Source organism: Blastomonas sp. (assembly GCF_030373265.1).
Taxonomy (GTDB): Bacteria; Pseudomonadota; Alphaproteobacteria; order Sphingomonadales; family Sphingomonadaceae; genus Blastomonas.
Map to the genome: position 1 here is coordinate 73,380 of NZ_JAUCZC010000008.1, position 13,266 is coordinate 86,645.

At 64.3% G+C, this 13,266-nt stretch carries 15 protein-coding genes and 1 tRNA gene; 3 read left to right on the forward strand and 13 right to left on the reverse strand.

Annotation, left to right across the window (positions count from 1 at the left end; genetic code table 11):
* Nucleotides 1-14: 14 nt before the first annotated feature.
* Complete coding sequence (locus QUV11_RS06695; protein WP_300881198.1) at nucleotides 15-815, reverse strand: DUF1134 domain-containing protein; 801 nt, start codon at nucleotides 813-815, stop codon at nucleotides 15-17.
* Between the two features lie 281 nt (nucleotides 816-1,096).
* On the opposite strand from QUV11_RS06695, the gene QUV11_RS06700 reads away from it, so the two are divergent.
* Nucleotides 1,097-1,189: transfer RNA gene (locus tag QUV11_RS06700), tRNA-Ser, on the forward strand.
* 265 nt (nucleotides 1,190-1,454) lie between these two features.
* On the opposite strand, the gene QUV11_RS06705 is transcribed toward QUV11_RS06700, so the two are convergent.
* The 10 genes from QUV11_RS06705 to QUV11_RS06750 form a co-directional block, all read right to left on the reverse strand.
* Nucleotides 1,455-1,808 carry a DUF4168 domain-containing protein gene (locus QUV11_RS06705; RefSeq protein WP_300881199.1) on the reverse strand — a complete coding sequence of 118 codons (354 nt, stop codon included), beginning with the start codon at nucleotides 1,806-1,808 and terminating at the stop codon, nucleotides 1,455-1,457.
* 417 nt (nucleotides 1,809-2,225) lie between these two features.
* The gene (locus QUV11_RS06710) at nucleotides 2,226-3,143 is read right to left on the reverse strand and encodes a CPBP family intramembrane glutamic endopeptidase (RefSeq protein ID WP_300881200.1); all 918 of its coding nucleotides are present in this window, start codon (nucleotides 3,141-3,143) and stop codon (nucleotides 2,226-2,228) included.
* Nucleotides 3,144-3,247: 104 nt separating this feature from the next.
* Nucleotides 3,248-3,973 carry an aquaporin Z gene (gene aqpZ, locus QUV11_RS06715; protein ID WP_300881201.1) on the reverse strand — a complete coding sequence of 242 codons (726 nt, stop codon included), beginning with the start codon at nucleotides 3,971-3,973 and terminating at the stop codon, nucleotides 3,248-3,250.
* A 61-nt stretch (nucleotides 3,974-4,034) separates the two neighbouring features.
* The gene (locus tag QUV11_RS06720) at nucleotides 4,035-4,538 is read right to left on the reverse strand and encodes a hypothetical protein (protein WP_300881202.1); all 504 of its coding nucleotides are present in this window, start codon (nucleotides 4,536-4,538) and stop codon (nucleotides 4,035-4,037) included.
* A gap of 3 nt (nucleotides 4,539-4,541) precedes the next feature.
* Entirely contained in the window at nucleotides 4,542-4,898 is a 357-nt protein-coding gene (locus tag QUV11_RS06725; RefSeq protein ID WP_300881203.1) for a hypothetical protein, read from the reverse strand.
* Nucleotides 4,899-4,947: 49 nt separating this feature from the next.
* Entirely contained in the window at nucleotides 4,948-5,745 is a 798-nt protein-coding gene (locus tag QUV11_RS06730; RefSeq protein ID WP_300881204.1) for a hypothetical protein, read from the reverse strand.
* Nucleotides 5,746-5,884: 139 nt separating this feature from the next.
* Nucleotides 5,885-6,304 carry a hypothetical protein gene (locus tag QUV11_RS06735; protein WP_300881205.1) on the reverse strand — a complete coding sequence of 140 codons (420 nt, stop codon included), beginning with the start codon at nucleotides 6,302-6,304 and terminating at the stop codon, nucleotides 5,885-5,887.
* Nucleotides 6,301-7,107: a CPBP family intramembrane glutamic endopeptidase gene (locus QUV11_RS06740; RefSeq protein WP_300881206.1), complete on the reverse strand. Its 807-nt coding sequence runs from the start codon at nucleotides 7,105-7,107 to the stop codon at nucleotides 6,301-6,303. Before QUV11_RS06740 ends, QUV11_RS06735 begins: the two co-directional genes overlap by 4 nt.
* A gap of 4 nt (nucleotides 7,108-7,111) precedes the next feature.
* A complete protein-coding gene (locus QUV11_RS06745; protein WP_300881207.1) occupies nucleotides 7,112-7,783 on the reverse strand; it encodes a hypothetical protein in 672 nt (223 codons plus the stop codon).
* Between the two features lie 35 nt (nucleotides 7,784-7,818).
* Nucleotides 7,819-8,532: a hypothetical protein gene (locus QUV11_RS06750; RefSeq protein WP_300881208.1), complete on the reverse strand. Its 714-nt coding sequence runs from the start codon at nucleotides 8,530-8,532 to the stop codon at nucleotides 7,819-7,821.
* A 250-nt stretch (nucleotides 8,533-8,782) separates the two neighbouring features.
* Here QUV11_RS06750 and QUV11_RS06755 point away from each other — a divergent pair, with 250 nt between their 5' ends.
* Nucleotides 8,783-9,907: a helix-turn-helix transcriptional regulator gene (locus tag QUV11_RS06755; RefSeq protein WP_300881209.1), complete on the forward strand. Its 1,125-nt coding sequence runs from the start codon at nucleotides 8,783-8,785 to the stop codon at nucleotides 9,905-9,907.
* A 10-nt stretch (nucleotides 9,908-9,917) separates the two neighbouring features.
* The gene (locus QUV11_RS06760) at nucleotides 9,918-11,234 is read left to right on the forward strand and encodes an MFS transporter (protein WP_300881210.1); all 1,317 of its coding nucleotides are present in this window, start codon (nucleotides 9,918-9,920) and stop codon (nucleotides 11,232-11,234) included.
* A 192-nt stretch (nucleotides 11,235-11,426) separates the two neighbouring features.
* Here QUV11_RS06760 and QUV11_RS06765 read toward each other — a convergent pair whose 3' ends face one another.
* Both QUV11_RS06765 and QUV11_RS06770 read right to left on the reverse strand, forming a co-directional pair.
* A complete protein-coding gene (locus tag QUV11_RS06765) occupies nucleotides 11,427-12,437 on the reverse strand; it encodes an HWE histidine kinase domain-containing protein (protein WP_300881211.1) in 1,011 nt (336 codons plus the stop codon).
* On the reverse strand, nucleotides 12,427-13,185 hold the full coding sequence (locus tag QUV11_RS06770) for a Crp/Fnr family transcriptional regulator (protein WP_300881212.1): 759 nt from the start codon (nucleotides 13,183-13,185) through the stop codon (nucleotides 12,427-12,429). Before QUV11_RS06770 ends, QUV11_RS06765 begins: the two co-directional genes overlap by 11 nt.
* Between the last annotated feature and the right edge of the window lie 81 nt (nucleotides 13,186-13,266).

Below are 13,266 nucleotides of genomic sequence, written 5' to 3' on the forward strand. Positions count from 1 at the left end.
GGTCTGCGCCGTCATCAGAAGGGAACAAAATTGCGCTTGCGGGTGAACTTCATATAGCCCGCGTTGATGCCCAGCCTGAGGCCCAGCCCCAGACGCACCGGGATCAGCACCACATCGCCGCGCCTGAGATAGCTGGTGTGGAATCCGCCGACCAGATAGGCCGCGCCCTCGCCGGCGCCAAAGCGCTTGTAGAGGTCCTCGCTGTCATACAGATTGTAGACCAGCACGAAGGTGTTGCCGGCATTGGCGCCGGCATCGAAGCCGATCGAGGGCCCCGTCCAGTAGACCGGCCGCTCGCCCTCGACCTTATGGTGCAGCGTGCCCGAGCCATAGCGCAGGCCGACCACGAACGCGCCCGACGCTTCGCGTCCGACGATATAGCCATTGGGCTCGCCCTGCTTGCGCAGGATATCCTCGATCAGGCCAGCCAACCCTTCGGCGCCCTTGCCGAACACGCCTTCTGCCGCGCCGATCAGGTCGTCCCGCTGATAGCCATTGGCGGCCGTGCCCGAGGGTTCTTCGAAGGCCGACGGCGCATTGAACCCCGGCTGAGGCGGGGTCGCGGGCGGCGGCGCGGCGGCAGGAGCGTTATACGCTCCCGCATCCGGGGTGCCATAGTCATAGCCCCCGTCGAGCGGCAGGTCGGTGGCGTGAGCATCGGGCGAGGGGCGCGCTGGCGCCAGGTCCGAATCGATCGCGTCATTGGGGTCGATGGTGGTGAGTTGCGCCAGGGCCGGTCCTGCGACAGGTCCCCCCAACGCCATGGTCAACACCCCGGCGGCCGCCAGAATATGCTTGAATAGCCCCGATCGCATACTTTGCCTCCCGCTGATGCACGTGGTTAACGAATCCCGCATTTGTGGGCCGGGCACAATGAACCGGCGATGACCCGAGTCGAGGACACGGTGACTCGAGTCCTGCACGCGTCGGAATGCCGAAAATCGGCCATTTCAGGCGGTTGCGCCGGCCGTTTGGCGATCTTGCGAAACCGCGCAACTATCCAGTTGATCCCCGGCCCACCCCCCGCTATAGCGCGCTCTGGCCAATCGACCGGCCCCCAGGCAGGGGCTTGCTCGCATCAAGGTGCGTGCCATGCGGAGACGTGGGTGAGTGGCTGAAACCAACGGTTTGCTAAACCGTCGTGGGGGGATTACTCCCACCGAGGGTTCGAATCCCTCCGTCTCCGCCACTTGCTGCTAATCCAAGGCACCGGCACCGAGCCTTTGCATCCGGCGCTTTGCAGCCTTTTGGGCCAAGGCCCACCCGGTACGATCATCAGATTAAAACACGCCGGCTATCGGAGCGGCGGCGCTGCCTTCGGCTGAGGCTCGGACGAACACCTGCTGATGAGGCTACATTTCGGATTTAGGCCGCTTGCGGATGGGCGTGCGCCGTTTGGTCGCAGCAAGGCTTGCGAGCAAACGGCGCCAGCGCGCAGCGCAAAGGGGTACAGGTTACTTGGCGGGCTGTGCCTGCCTGGCCGCATCGATGTGCTGCTGCGCTGCAGCCTGGATCCGCTGTTGCAGTTGCGGATCGCCCTGGCTGGCATCGGCGATCTGGTTGAACCTTTGCGGCTGCATGCCGATCTTCTGCATCGCGCCGGCCATGGCGAGCTGCTGCTGATCCTTGGCTATGGTTTCATCGGCTGCGATCTGCTCGATGACCAGCGCGGCAAGCGCGAAACGGGACACTTCATTGTCGGGAATTTCGGCGCTCGGAGCCTGCTGCTCGACCGGCGGGGTTTCCTGCGCGTGCGCGGTGCCCACCATCATCAACGGCGCGGATAAAGCTAGAAATAGGGTTTTCACGGTGACTCCTGCGTTTCGGGGAAAGTGGGAGAAAGGGTATGAAGGATGACAGGCGATGGTAACCGTCAGCGCGGCAGTCCGTGGCGCTGCCCGGACGACGGGTGGCCTGCACCCGCGTTGCGCTCCGATTGCCGCTGCAGCGACGGCGGGGGCGAGCCCGGCGCCCGGCTGGCGGAGTTTCCCGGGAACGCTCGTTGCCAGCGACCGTTGAGAGATCAAACGAAAGGCGAATTTATGTTGAAATTTCTGGGCAGCGCAGTGGGCATCATCTTCCTGGTCGGACTTCTGGTCATCATCGGGATTTTGTCCCTGATCTTCTAGATATGGCTGATCGTGCCGCGGACGTGTCGGAGCCTTGCGGGGCTTGCCGAACGCCCGGCTGGATGCGGCTTTCTGGGCAGATCTGCAACCAGCGGCCTAGTTCGGACGGTTCTCGCGGACCTGCTGCCCGTCAGCGCTCGCGATCCCGGCACGTTGTCGCTGCCACGATGGCAGCACGATATGTCCGCGCCGCGCCGCCATGATCAGCAGGACGATACCGGTGGTGGTGCACAGCAGGAACGCGATCAGCGATGCCTCGAGGCCAAAGCTGCCGCCGGTAAGCGCATCGGGACCCTCGATGGTCGGCCGGATGAGGCCCGGGTCGCTGACACCCCCCGACACGATCCCGGAGAATATCGCCGACTGGGTGTAGTTCCATGCCATGTGGAAGCCCATGCTCATCCACAGCCGGCGGGTCAGCATATAGGCGGCCGCCAGCAGCAGCCCGGCCTCGACGCTGATGAAGATCGCGCCGGTCAGTGTCGCGTCGGGATTGGCCAAGTGGACCATTCCGAACACGACCGACGACGCGATCAACGAGACCCAGCTTCCCAGCCATTCCTCGACGATCCGGAACAGCACCCCGCGAAACAGCAGCTCCTCGAAAATCCCCGAGCTCAATGCCATCGCCACCGCAGGCAGCATGAAGGCCAACGGATTGAACCCGTCGATGCGGTAGATGCCCATCACCATGAGGATCAGCACGCATCCGGTGTAGAGCCCCGCGCCGATCGCAAGGCCGATGCCAAGCTCGCGCGTCATGCCGGCAAGTCCCAGCTCGGTCACCGGCCTTCGTTCGACATAGCGGACATAGCCGCAATACACCGCGAAGCCGAGCGCAGCCCAGGCGATTACGATCGCGATCTGGAGCAGCGGTTGGCCCTTGGCCTGCACCATGAACGTGTTGCTCTGCATGAGCATCATCAGCATGACGAAGCCGATCATCGCCAGCCGCACCGGCGGCCACTGCAGACCCTGCAGCCACATGGGCGGTCTGGAGGGAAGGTTTTCCATATCAGCGTTCCCAGATTATGTCGGACGGGTTGAAATCGGCGCAAAGTCCGCCGTCGATCATGAGCGATCGCAAGGCCCTGTCCGCGCGGACGACAAGCGACGGACTAGGTCGCATCACTCTCCTCGCCGCCGATGGCCTCGACACCTTCACCCGGCATCAGCACGATTTTCCAGATCAGCGCGCCGATGGCGGCGCCGATCAGCGGCGCCAGCCAGAACAGCCACAGTTGGGACAGCGCGCCGGTCTGCGCGAACAGTGCCGCCCCGGTCGAACGCGCCGGGTTGACCGAGGTGTTGGTCACCGGGATCGAGATCAGGTGGATGAGCGTCAGCGCCAGCCCGATGGCGATGGGCGCGAAGCCCGCGGGCGCGGCCTTCGAGGTCGACCCCAGGATCACGATCAGGAACCCTGCGGTACAGATCACCTCGATCAGCAGCGCCGCCTGGATGGCGTAGCCACCGGGCGACAGATCGCCAAAACCGTTGGAGGCAAAGCCGCCGGGTTCGAAGCCCGGCTTGCCAGAGGCGATGGCATACAGCGCCCCGCCCGCAACGACCGCGCCTGCAACCTGCGCGATCCAGTAGGGCACCAGATCTTTCCAGGCAAAACGATCGGCCAGCGCCAGACCCAGCGAGACCGCGGGGTTGAAGTGTCCGCCCGATATGCCGCCGACCGCATAGGCCATGGTCAGCACGGTCAGGCCGAAGGCGAGCGACACGCCTGCAAAGCCGATGCCCAGATCAGGAAAAGCCGCTGCCAGGATGGCCGAACCACAGCCCCCGAAAACCAGCCAGAATGTGCCAAAGAACTCGGCCGAAAGCTCCCTCATATCGCCCCCCAGTCGTCGAAAACCCCCTTGCCCGGCCCTGATCGTGCGCGGATTATGGCCTTCAGCCAGTCTTGCGCGGTTCCAGGATCAGATGCTTGGCATCGCCTGCATTGCGCTCGACATCGGCATGCTCGCAAAACGCCTGTTCATCGCTGGCGGCGATTGCCAGTTGCGCGCCGAACATCATGCCGAAGCCCATCATCACCTGCCGCTCGCGCAGGTGCAGCGCCTCGGAGTCGACCTCGAGCATCTTGCCCTTGTCGTCGTAATAGATGATGTTCATTTCGTCTTCGAAGCGCGCCTTGTTGACGGTAAAGCCCGCGCAGATGACCGCGACCGCCTGCTGGTGCGCCATCGCCTGGACGACATTGCGCTGCCCTTCGTCGAGCCCCGCCTTTTCCATGGCGGCGCCATAGGCTTTGGACACCGTCAGATCCATATGGGCGAGGTCATCGGGACCGGTTGCCGCGGCCTCCGCCTTGGGTGCGGGGCCTTCGGAACATCCGCCGATCAGCACAAGGACTGCCGGTGCGAGCAGTCCGCCGAGAATCGTGTGGGTCTTCATGGCTCAATACCCCCGATTGTAGGGATCATAGCCGAACTCGCGGCTGGTCCATTCGGCCGAATAATAGCCCTTGCGATAGCATTGCCGCTGGCTGCGATAGCACAGGACGTTCTTGGCGGCGTTGTAGGTATCGCCCCAGCCGCCACGATAATCATCGCGATCGTAATAGCTGCGATTGTCTTGCCGGTTGCGGCGGTTGGCGGAGGCCGCAGCCGCGATGCCGACAATCGCAAGCCCGATCGCGGCGCCTGTGGCCCTGTCGCGGTCACGGTGGCGGTGATGATCGCGCGCCGTCGCCGCTGCCGGTAGTGCCAGGCTTGCCGCGAGCGCCCCTGCCAGAGCCCATTTTGCCATGGTCATGTGGTTCCCCCTTCTCAATCACGCCCCGCCGACCGGTGTGTCGCTCCGCTCAATCGCGGCAGGTGCGCGCCGACACGCTTTCGAGCGACACGACATAGCCGTTGCGCGAATTCAAGATCAGGCACTGCCGCGAAGCGGCGCGCCAATAGGTCATGTAGCGGCCGGTATCGGTGCGCTTGTTGTCCAGCTGTGCAAAGCCGCGGCTCGAAAGCTGCCCGGTGGCAAAGTCGCGCTCCCGCCCCTGCAGGTCGTTGAACTCGACATAGGCGCTGTAGCCACCGCCATAGCTGTTTCCGCCGCGATAGCTGGTCTGGTTGGCGCGTTCGCGCACCCCGGAGTCATAGCCGCTCGAGTACGCGTCGCTGCGCGAATAATTGTGATAGGGCTGGTTGTAGAGCCCATCGCGATGGCCACGCTCGAAATCCGCGGTGCCGCGCTCGTCATAGTCCCGGTCGCCGCGATGGTGCGACTTGCTGGCGAGCGCTGCAATCCCGAGCAGCGCGACCGCACCGACAGCAATGGCCGCGGCCTTGTCGCCATTGCCGCCCTTCTGGTTGCAATCGGCATTGGTCGTCTTGTCCAGCGACTGGAAGCGGCCATCATAGGTGACCGCCTTGACGCACTCCTTGGTGTTGCCGTTCCACCAGTAATTGATCTTGCTGTCGTCTTCGGTGTGCCCGGAAATGCGATGAAAGCCGCGATACTCGAGCTGATCTTCGCCACCGGCGGCGCGTGCGCCCACCAGATCGCGCACCGATCCGGGGGCCTGCGCTCCAGCGGCCACGGGGCTCAGCACCATCGCTGCTGACAGCACGGCGGCGGTCAGGGCTTTTGCCTGCTTGATCATCATTCCCTCTCCTCACCCTCTCACGACAGTCGGCATTGCCCGGCAAGTTTGCCACATCGGATCGCCGCCGCCATTGGACATTTGTTGCCACCGGCTGGGCATTTTGCGCCACGCCGATGCCCCCCTTCCCGGTCACGCCTCAGCCTGTGGCGCCGATGGTGATCGTGAAGGTGGCGCTTTCGTTCCGCCGTGCGGCATTGCGCATCAGGAAGAGGTCGATCTTGTAGTCGCCCGACGAAGGCACGACGTCCTGCATCGCGTTGCCCGATATCGACCCGATGAACATCGCCTGCTGCGCACCGGGTGCGGTGACTTTGAAGTTTGCCGACGCATTGCTGGAGACCAGCTTGACCGAGATTGTCTGGCCAGCGCGCAGATTGACCACGAAGCTGCGCGACTGGTCGCCCTTGATCGTGCCCTTGATCGCCTTGGACGACGTGCCTTTGGCGAACTGCACCCGTTCGGGCTTGGGCATCGGTGCCTGGGCGATAACTGCCATCGGCACCGCGACCGCCGACAGTGCCAGCGCGGCTGCGGGTAGGTTACGCCAAAACGTCATCGCATCTCTCCTTGTTTGGGATGGGTTGGATCGTAGCTGTCGTCGCGCCATCCGGCGCGCACCTGCTCGTTGCGGACCAGCCACAGGCCGTAGAGAAACAGCGGGCCGGTGAGCATCAGGCCGAACATGAGCTGGCTCATCCAGGCATCGGGCGGGGCAGGTGCAGGGTCTGCTCCGCTGCCGGTCAGGAAAACGACGAAGTCCCAGGTGGCGTGGATGATCATGATCGGAATGATCGACCGCGTGCGGATGCGGATCGCGAGATAGGCACAGCCGCTCATGAACGCGTTGAGCGCCTGAACCCCGGCTCCGCTGAGCTCTCCGGTGATCAGGGCGTTGAAGATGTGCACCGATCCGAACGCGGCGGACACCAGCAGGAAGCCTGGCCAGAACGACAGCGCCTTGCGCGCCGCGCCCCACAGCACGCCGCGAAAGGCGAGCTCCTCGCTGAACCCGACCAGCGCGGTGTTGATCGCGACCATAATGATCGCGCTCATGCCCAGCCGGCCGGCCAGCGCGCCAGTGGCACCCAGCGCCAGCAGGTACAGCACAGGCAGCCACAGCAGCCTGAGCGAGGACATCGGCCGGGGCTTGCGGAAACCCAGGTCGCGCCAGCCGGCAAGCCAGGTGGCGGCGACGAGGAACAGCGCCGCGGCCGCGACCCCCCAGGCCAGGCCCCGGGTGATCAGCTCCTGCAGCGAGATGGTCGACGACTGCACCAGCATCGTCGATCCCAGCGTGATCGCCGCCCAGATGGCGACCACCAGCAGCGCGAGCGCAAGGCGGGCGAAGGGGGCTGTCATGCGATCATTGCGATTGGCCTGCCAGCAGCACCACGACCGCAGCGACGACGATCAGGACCTGGGCCACGAACGCTGCAACCAGCGCATTGCCGAAACCTCGGGCGAGGCTGGTCTGGAGCTTGGTGCGGAACCACAAGGTCTGCTGCGCCAGATACCAGCCGATCAACAGGACGAAGAGAACCGATGCGAGCGTTGTCGCACCGTCGAAGCTGGCATGGCTGACCGACCGGGATATCCCGAAGCTCATCGCGATGGGGGCGGTGACGAAGCACTGGCTGTAGAAGATCGGCTTGAGCGTATCGCGGTCGAGACCGATCCTGAGCTTCTGGAGCAGGCGCAGGGCCATGATCAGCGGAAACAGGCTGAAGATGAACACGCGGAAGATCAGCAGGTTCTGCGTGTCGTTGAGGAAGTCCGGCAAAAGACTGGTCGCCTGCGCGGGTTCTGCCCGCTCGAACAGATGGCTGATCAGCAGGCACATCATCAGGAACAGCGGCGGGCTCAGCGTATCCTTGTACTGTTCGGACTGGACATCGCCCAATTCGGTGTCGGCATAGTCCATCATGCGCTGGGGATAGCGAACGGTGAGCCACAAGGTGCGCGGGAAGAACACCAGCATCACCATGACCTCGTAGAGCAGCTCTTCGAGCGATTTGAACAGCCTCATGAAATCCATGGTGTGACCCCCGCATCACCGGCCAGGACCATCGATCAGTCGCCCCTGATGAACACATCGGGCACCTCGTAGCGCTCGGGTCCGATGGTCACGACGGTGGTGTCGCCCTCGCGCTTGCCAAGCACCTCGAATTTCGACGAGCCGTCGGCCTCGTTGGTGTTGGCGGTGAGGATCTTGCCGGCCCTGTCGAAGATCAGCATGCGGCTGTTCACGCCATCGGGCCAGTCGATGAAGACCAAAGTCTGGCCATCCTCCTGATTGCGCTTGACCCCGGCGTCGCACATCGTCGCCTTCATGCCGCGATAGCCGGCGCAGCGAAGCTGGGCGGTGGCGTCATAATCGGTGCCAGCGACCTTGGCATCGCCCTGCCCGTCTCCGTCCCCCGGGATCGGCTGCGGGGAATTGGGAACCGACACCAGGACGACGCCGTCGACCGTCTTGAGGATCGTGCCGCCCAGCCGCGCCGCTTCGTCTGCGCTCGGACAGCCGACAAGCGAGGCGCTGTCGTCGAGAAAATTCACCGTCTCGGGGGACTCGCCGATCCGCCGGCATGCTGCGCCCGCAGCCGGGAAGCCATCGCCGAAGACCGGGAGGCTGGCCGGCCAGGCGAATGCCGGTTGCTGATTTGCGCCGGGGTCCTGCGGGGCCGGGTCCGACGACGGTGCACCACATCCCGCCAGCGCAAGACCGGCCGCCACTAGCCCGATCAGCGCGGCGGTCGGGTAGCCCGGTATCTGCCATATTGCCATTGCAAGCCTCTCCTGTCGCGCTTCGGGCCGGGACTATGACTGCGCGGCGAGTCCGGCCCTGGGGGGGTCATCTTGCGGCACGCAGCAAGCATCTGCCATGGTCAATCATCGCCAACTTGTGGACAAATGACGCCAATGCAGAGTCAAAGCCAGCCCCGCGCAAGAAGCAGCATTTTGTTTTTATTGGGGTTCCATTTGAGGTAGAACGATGTCGTCGGACTGCGACGCCCGACACGGGGGGCGCCACCATATGTCTGTTGAATTCGATCGGCGACAACTCAACTCCACGGTCCGGGCAACAGCAGGTACCGCAGCTTCGGGCCGCGAAGATGCCCAGATCGCCATCAGCCTGCTCGGGACAAAGGCCGGTCTGGAGATCCCCACTGCGACCACCCTGCATTTCGGCCAGTGGCTCGGCTGGCCCGATTGGATGCGGGACGGCACCAGCCTCGAAGGGTCAGGTCCCCTGCCGCGAACGGTGACGCTCGCAGACGACCTGATCATCATCGGCAACATCATCGACAACGCCGATGGCTATGCGCTGGCCCAAAGGATCTTGGCCGCACCCAGACCGATCATGGGCACCACGGGCGTTCTATCGTTGTTGCACGCGCCCGATCTGGGCAGCGCCTTGCGCACGATTGTCAGAGCGATCGCCGCGCAGAACCTCTTTTTGACCATCGAGCTTGAGGAGACGGACAGCCACATCACGATCAGCATGTCACCGCCATGGCCGATGGGACCGCTGTTCCAGTTCTCCTCGATGACCGGGCTGGCGTTGATCTATCGTGCGATCGAAGCCCTGGCCTGTTCCGACGCTGGCGAGATGGTGCTTGAAACGCGGCTTTGCGAATTGCCCGAAGCGCAAGCGGTGCTGGCCGGGTTCCAATGCCAGATCAGGCCCTCGGACGGCGCCGAGCGCCTGAGCTTTCCCGCCGGCTGGCAAGCCACCGCAAACCCCGATTATGACCCCCAGCTTTGGGCCGTCGCGCAAACCAAGACGGCGGCGCTGCAAACGCTCATGGGCGAACCGGACGACGTGGCCAAGGTGCGGATCGCGATCGCGGACATGCTGGCGCGCGAGCACCGCGTGCCCAGGCTCAAGCAGATATCGCTCGCGCTCGACATATCCAGCCGGACGATGGTGCGCCTGCTGGCGCGGCATGGCACCAGCTTTCATGGTCTGGTGGAGCAGGAACGAAGGGCCAAAGCGTTGCTGCTGATCGCGGATTGCTCGATTTCGCTGGCCGAAACCGCGCGGTTGCTGGGCTTTACCGACATGTCGAGCTTTGGCCGCTCCTTCCGCAACTGGTTCGGCGAGACGCCGGGCAATGTTCGCAAATCGTGGCAAAGCGGTTCTGCGGCCCGGGCATGACCATCCGCCGATGATCCAGCGTGCTGCCGTGCCCCCGGGCCTTGTCAGCCTGTGTGCCAGCGTGGGTTTCGAGCGGATCGCCTATTACGGGCTGCAAAGCCTGCTGGCGCTGTATCTCGCGGCCACCCTCTCGCAAGGACGCGGCGGCGCCGATATCTGGTTGCTCGCCGATCTGAGCCACCTGACCGGAGCGCAGGGTGTGGCCCTTGCCTCTGTCGTCACGGGGCTTTTCGTTTCACTCGCCGCGATCGCTCCGGTCATCGGCGCCCTCGCCGCCGATCGCGTGATCGGCCAGCACCGGGCGGTGCTGGCCGGGGGCATGATGATGGCGGCGGGCCATGGCTTGCTGATCATCGAGGCGGCATTGCTGCCTGCGCTGGTCGCGATCGCCTTGGGTTCGGGCTTCTTCAAGGGCCCGGTGGCAGCCCGGCTGAGCGGCCTGTACCGGCCCGGCGACAGCGCCAGGGTGGAGGGCTTCAGGCTCTTCTATATCGCGATAAACCTTGCCGGATTGGTGGCGCCGCTGATCATCGGAACCACGGGCGAGCGCATCCACTGGCATGCAGGCTTTGGCCTGGCGTGTGCGGCGATGCTTGTCGGGCTGATCATCTACTGGCGCAACTTCGCCGAAGACCAGCGCCAGGATGCGATGACCGCGGGGCCGCAAGAGACGCTGGCAGCACGAGCACCCGGCCATGTCTGGACCCTTGCCATTCTTGGCGCCAGCATCGCCCTGCTCTGCGTCACCAACTTCCAGATCACCAACGCCTATCTGCTCTGGGCCGACACCGGTTTTATCCTGTCGCTGGGCGATTGGCGCTTTCCGGCAAGCTGGATGATCGCCGCAGATGGCCTGCTCAGCCTGTTCGCGCTTGGCATTTCGGGGGTTTTCTGGGCCCGCACCGAGCGCCAGCATGGCCGCGTCGATGCCGCTGCCAAGGCCGTCACAGGTGCCGTGCTGGTTGTCGCCGGCGTCGCCTGCCTTGTGCTGGCCGCAGCGGTACACGGCCGGGCGGGGGTGCCGGTGGTGTGGGGGCTGGGCTTTCAGTTGCTCAACAGCCTTGGACTGGCCAATGTCCTGCCGGCGGTCATGGCGATGTTCGGGCAATCGAGCGCCAGACAGTTCAAAGCCACAGCGATGGCGGGTTTCTATCTGTCGCTGTTTTTCGGCGGGCTTGTCAGCACCGCCCTCGCCAGCCAGTTCAGTTCGCTTCCCACCTTCGCGTTCTGGACGATCCACGCGCTGTGCGCGCTGTTCGGAGCAGCGGGTCTTGTTCTCGTCTGGGCTCGCTCAAAGCCCTCGCGCGCGGGGATCGCAGACGGCTGAGCCTGTCGCGCCCTGGCGTGAAGAGACCCTGAATGGCGCAAGGTTGACACCGGGGTGATGACACGGCGCCTCAAGGCTCGTCGGGGGGTGGGGTGGCAAGGCACCGTGTCGGCATCCGGTGTAGGGCCGGCAACAGGCCCCGATGATTACATAGGTTGGCTTTGCGCGGATTTAGGTGGGCCACGGGCGATATCAGCTGGTGCGGTCCTGCACGCGGGCCAGCGGGATCCTGACCTCGAACGCCAGGCCCGTCGGCCCGAGCTCGCTGCTGGTTTCGGCGTCGAGCTCATAGCGCAATGCCGAATGCAGCAGGTCGTGTGCCAGGCTGTCGAGCCTGGCGCCCGTCTCGGCCAGACCGCTGGCTCGAGCCACCCAGGTGAACCGTAGCACAGGGGCGTTCGATGTCTGGCCAGAGCCGTTTTCGATACCCCAGCTGACCGCCAGCGAAAATGGCCCATCTTCGGTGCGGCCGTTTGCGACCAGATGGCTGGCCAGTTCGTGGACCGCCAGTCCCAGCAGGTTGGAACCCTTGATCCCCAGCATCACATCGGGCCCGTCGACCCTGACCTGGCTTTCATCCTGCAAATGATGCAGCATCAACTCGTCGAACACGATCTCGCGCAGGTTGACCAGACCGGTGGGCGAATGGGTCGAGAGCGCCTGGGTGCGCGCAAAGGCGTTGATGCGCCCCTCGAACTTGAGCAGAAATCCGTCCATCGTATCGCTGTGGTCCGCCGTCCGACGCGCCAGCGCGCGCACCACGCCCAGCATGTTGCGCACGCGGTGCTGCAGTTCAGCCAGCAGGCTGTGCTCCTGTTCGCGCAGCCGCTTGAGATCGTCGATATCGGTCGAGGTCCCCAGCCATTCGAGGATCGTGCCGGATTCGTCGATCACCGGTCCGGCGCGGGTCTTGTGCCAATAATACCGCTGCTCGCGGCTGTTGAGCACGCGAAATTCGACCTCGAAGGTCTGACGATCCGCAGCGGAGCGCCAGGCGGTCTGCGCCGCTTGCCGGTCATCGGGGTGGACAGCCTGCAGCCAGCCATCCCCCAGATAGTCCGCTTCCGCCTGGCCGGTGAAATCCTGCCATTGCGGACTGGCCCACAGCCATGCGCCGTCGCGCCGTGCGCGCCAGACCAGAAGCGGCAAGGTTTCGATCACCTGATGAAGCGACTGCAGCGGCCCTGACCAGCTAGAAGGCATAATCACTTTCCTTTTCAGCTGATGCGCCGCCGTCGTCGTCGCAAATCTTGAGATAGCCGCTGTCGAACAGGGCAACGCGCTTCAGCTGAGCCAGATCGAAGATCGTCAGCATCTTGTGCTCGAGCTGGACAAGCCCCTCGCGGCGCAAGTCCTGCAGCGTCCGGTTGACATAGACCGGGGTCATGCCCAGCGCTTCGGCGAGTTCGATCTGGGTCAGGGGAAAGGGACAACGGCCGCCGTCGGCGAGCTCTACCTGACGTTGGCGGATGTACAGTTCGCACAGCAGATGGGCCATGCGCTCGCGGGCGGTGCGCTGCCCCAGAGAGGTCGACCACTCCCGCTGGATCGCGGCAGTCACATGGATATCGCACCACAGCGCCTTTTCGAGGGCGGCATGTTCGCGGCGTGCGGTGTCGAGAAAATCATTGTCGAGCCTGGCCAGCGTCACCCCGGTGAGGGCGGCGATACTGTGGTCCATCGAGCTGGCCATGAAACCGTTGATGTCGAAAAGGTCGCCGGGAAGCAGCACCGAAAGGATCTGGCGCCGCCCATCCTCGAGCGTCTTGTAGCGAATGGCCCAGCCCTCGATCAGGATGTGCATCGGGCCGGTGCAGTCGCCCTGGCGCAAAAGGTCCACCTTGGGCCTCACGTCGCGCAGATTGCGGCTGGCGACCTCTGCCAGCCATTGCTCAGCGGGCTCTTCCAACTCTTCAAACCCGCGCAATTTGTGGGTTATGTGCGGTACCAACGCAAAGACTCCCTTTCGGCGCAATGGGGAACCAACGCACATGCCGCGAGTATGTTGCCCATGGGGCAACGCATAGCTGCG

Bases quoted from the DNA above. Each gene is read 5' to 3' on its own strand.
- QUV11_RS06695 (WP_300881198.1), bottom strand. From the start codon at position 815: ATGCGATCGGGGCTATTCAAGCATATTCTGGCGGCCGCCGGGGTGTTG.
- QUV11_RS06710 (WP_300881200.1), bottom strand. From the start codon at position 3,143: ATGGAAAACCTTCCCTCCAGACCGCCCATGTGGCTGCAGGGTCTGCAG.
- aqpZ (WP_300881201.1), bottom strand. From the start codon at position 3,973: ATGAGGGAGCTTTCGGCCGAGTTCTTTGGCACATTCTGGCTGGTTTTC.
- QUV11_RS06720 (WP_300881202.1), bottom strand. From the start codon at position 4,538: ATGAAGACCCACACGATTCTCGGCGGACTGCTCGCACCGGCAGTCCTT.
- QUV11_RS06725 (WP_300881203.1), bottom strand. From the start codon at position 4,898: ATGACCATGGCAAAATGGGCTCTGGCAGGGGCGCTCGCGGCAAGCCTG.
- QUV11_RS06730 (WP_300881204.1), bottom strand. From the start codon at position 5,745: ATGATCAAGCAGGCAAAAGCCCTGACCGCCGCCGTGCTGTCAGCAGCG.
- QUV11_RS06735 (WP_300881205.1), bottom strand. From the start codon at position 6,304: ATGACGTTTTGGCGTAACCTACCCGCAGCCGCGCTGGCACTGTCGGCG.
- QUV11_RS06740 (WP_300881206.1), bottom strand. From the start codon at position 7,107: ATGACAGCCCCCTTCGCCCGCCTTGCGCTCGCGCTGCTGGTGGTCGCC.
- QUV11_RS06745 (WP_300881207.1), bottom strand. From the start codon at position 7,783: ATGGATTTCATGAGGCTGTTCAAATCGCTCGAAGAGCTGCTCTACGAG.
- QUV11_RS06750 (WP_300881208.1), bottom strand. From the start codon at position 8,532: ATGGCAATATGGCAGATACCGGGCTACCCGACCGCCGCGCTGATCGGG.
- QUV11_RS06755 (WP_300881209.1), top strand. From the start codon at position 8,783: ATGTCTGTTGAATTCGATCGGCGACAACTCAACTCCACGGTCCGGGCA.
- QUV11_RS06760 (WP_300881210.1), top strand. From the start codon at position 9,918: ATGATCCAGCGTGCTGCCGTGCCCCCGGGCCTTGTCAGCCTGTGTGCC.
- QUV11_RS06765 (WP_300881211.1), bottom strand. From the start codon at position 12,437: ATGCCTTCTAGCTGGTCAGGGCCGCTGCAGTCGCTTCATCAGGTGATC.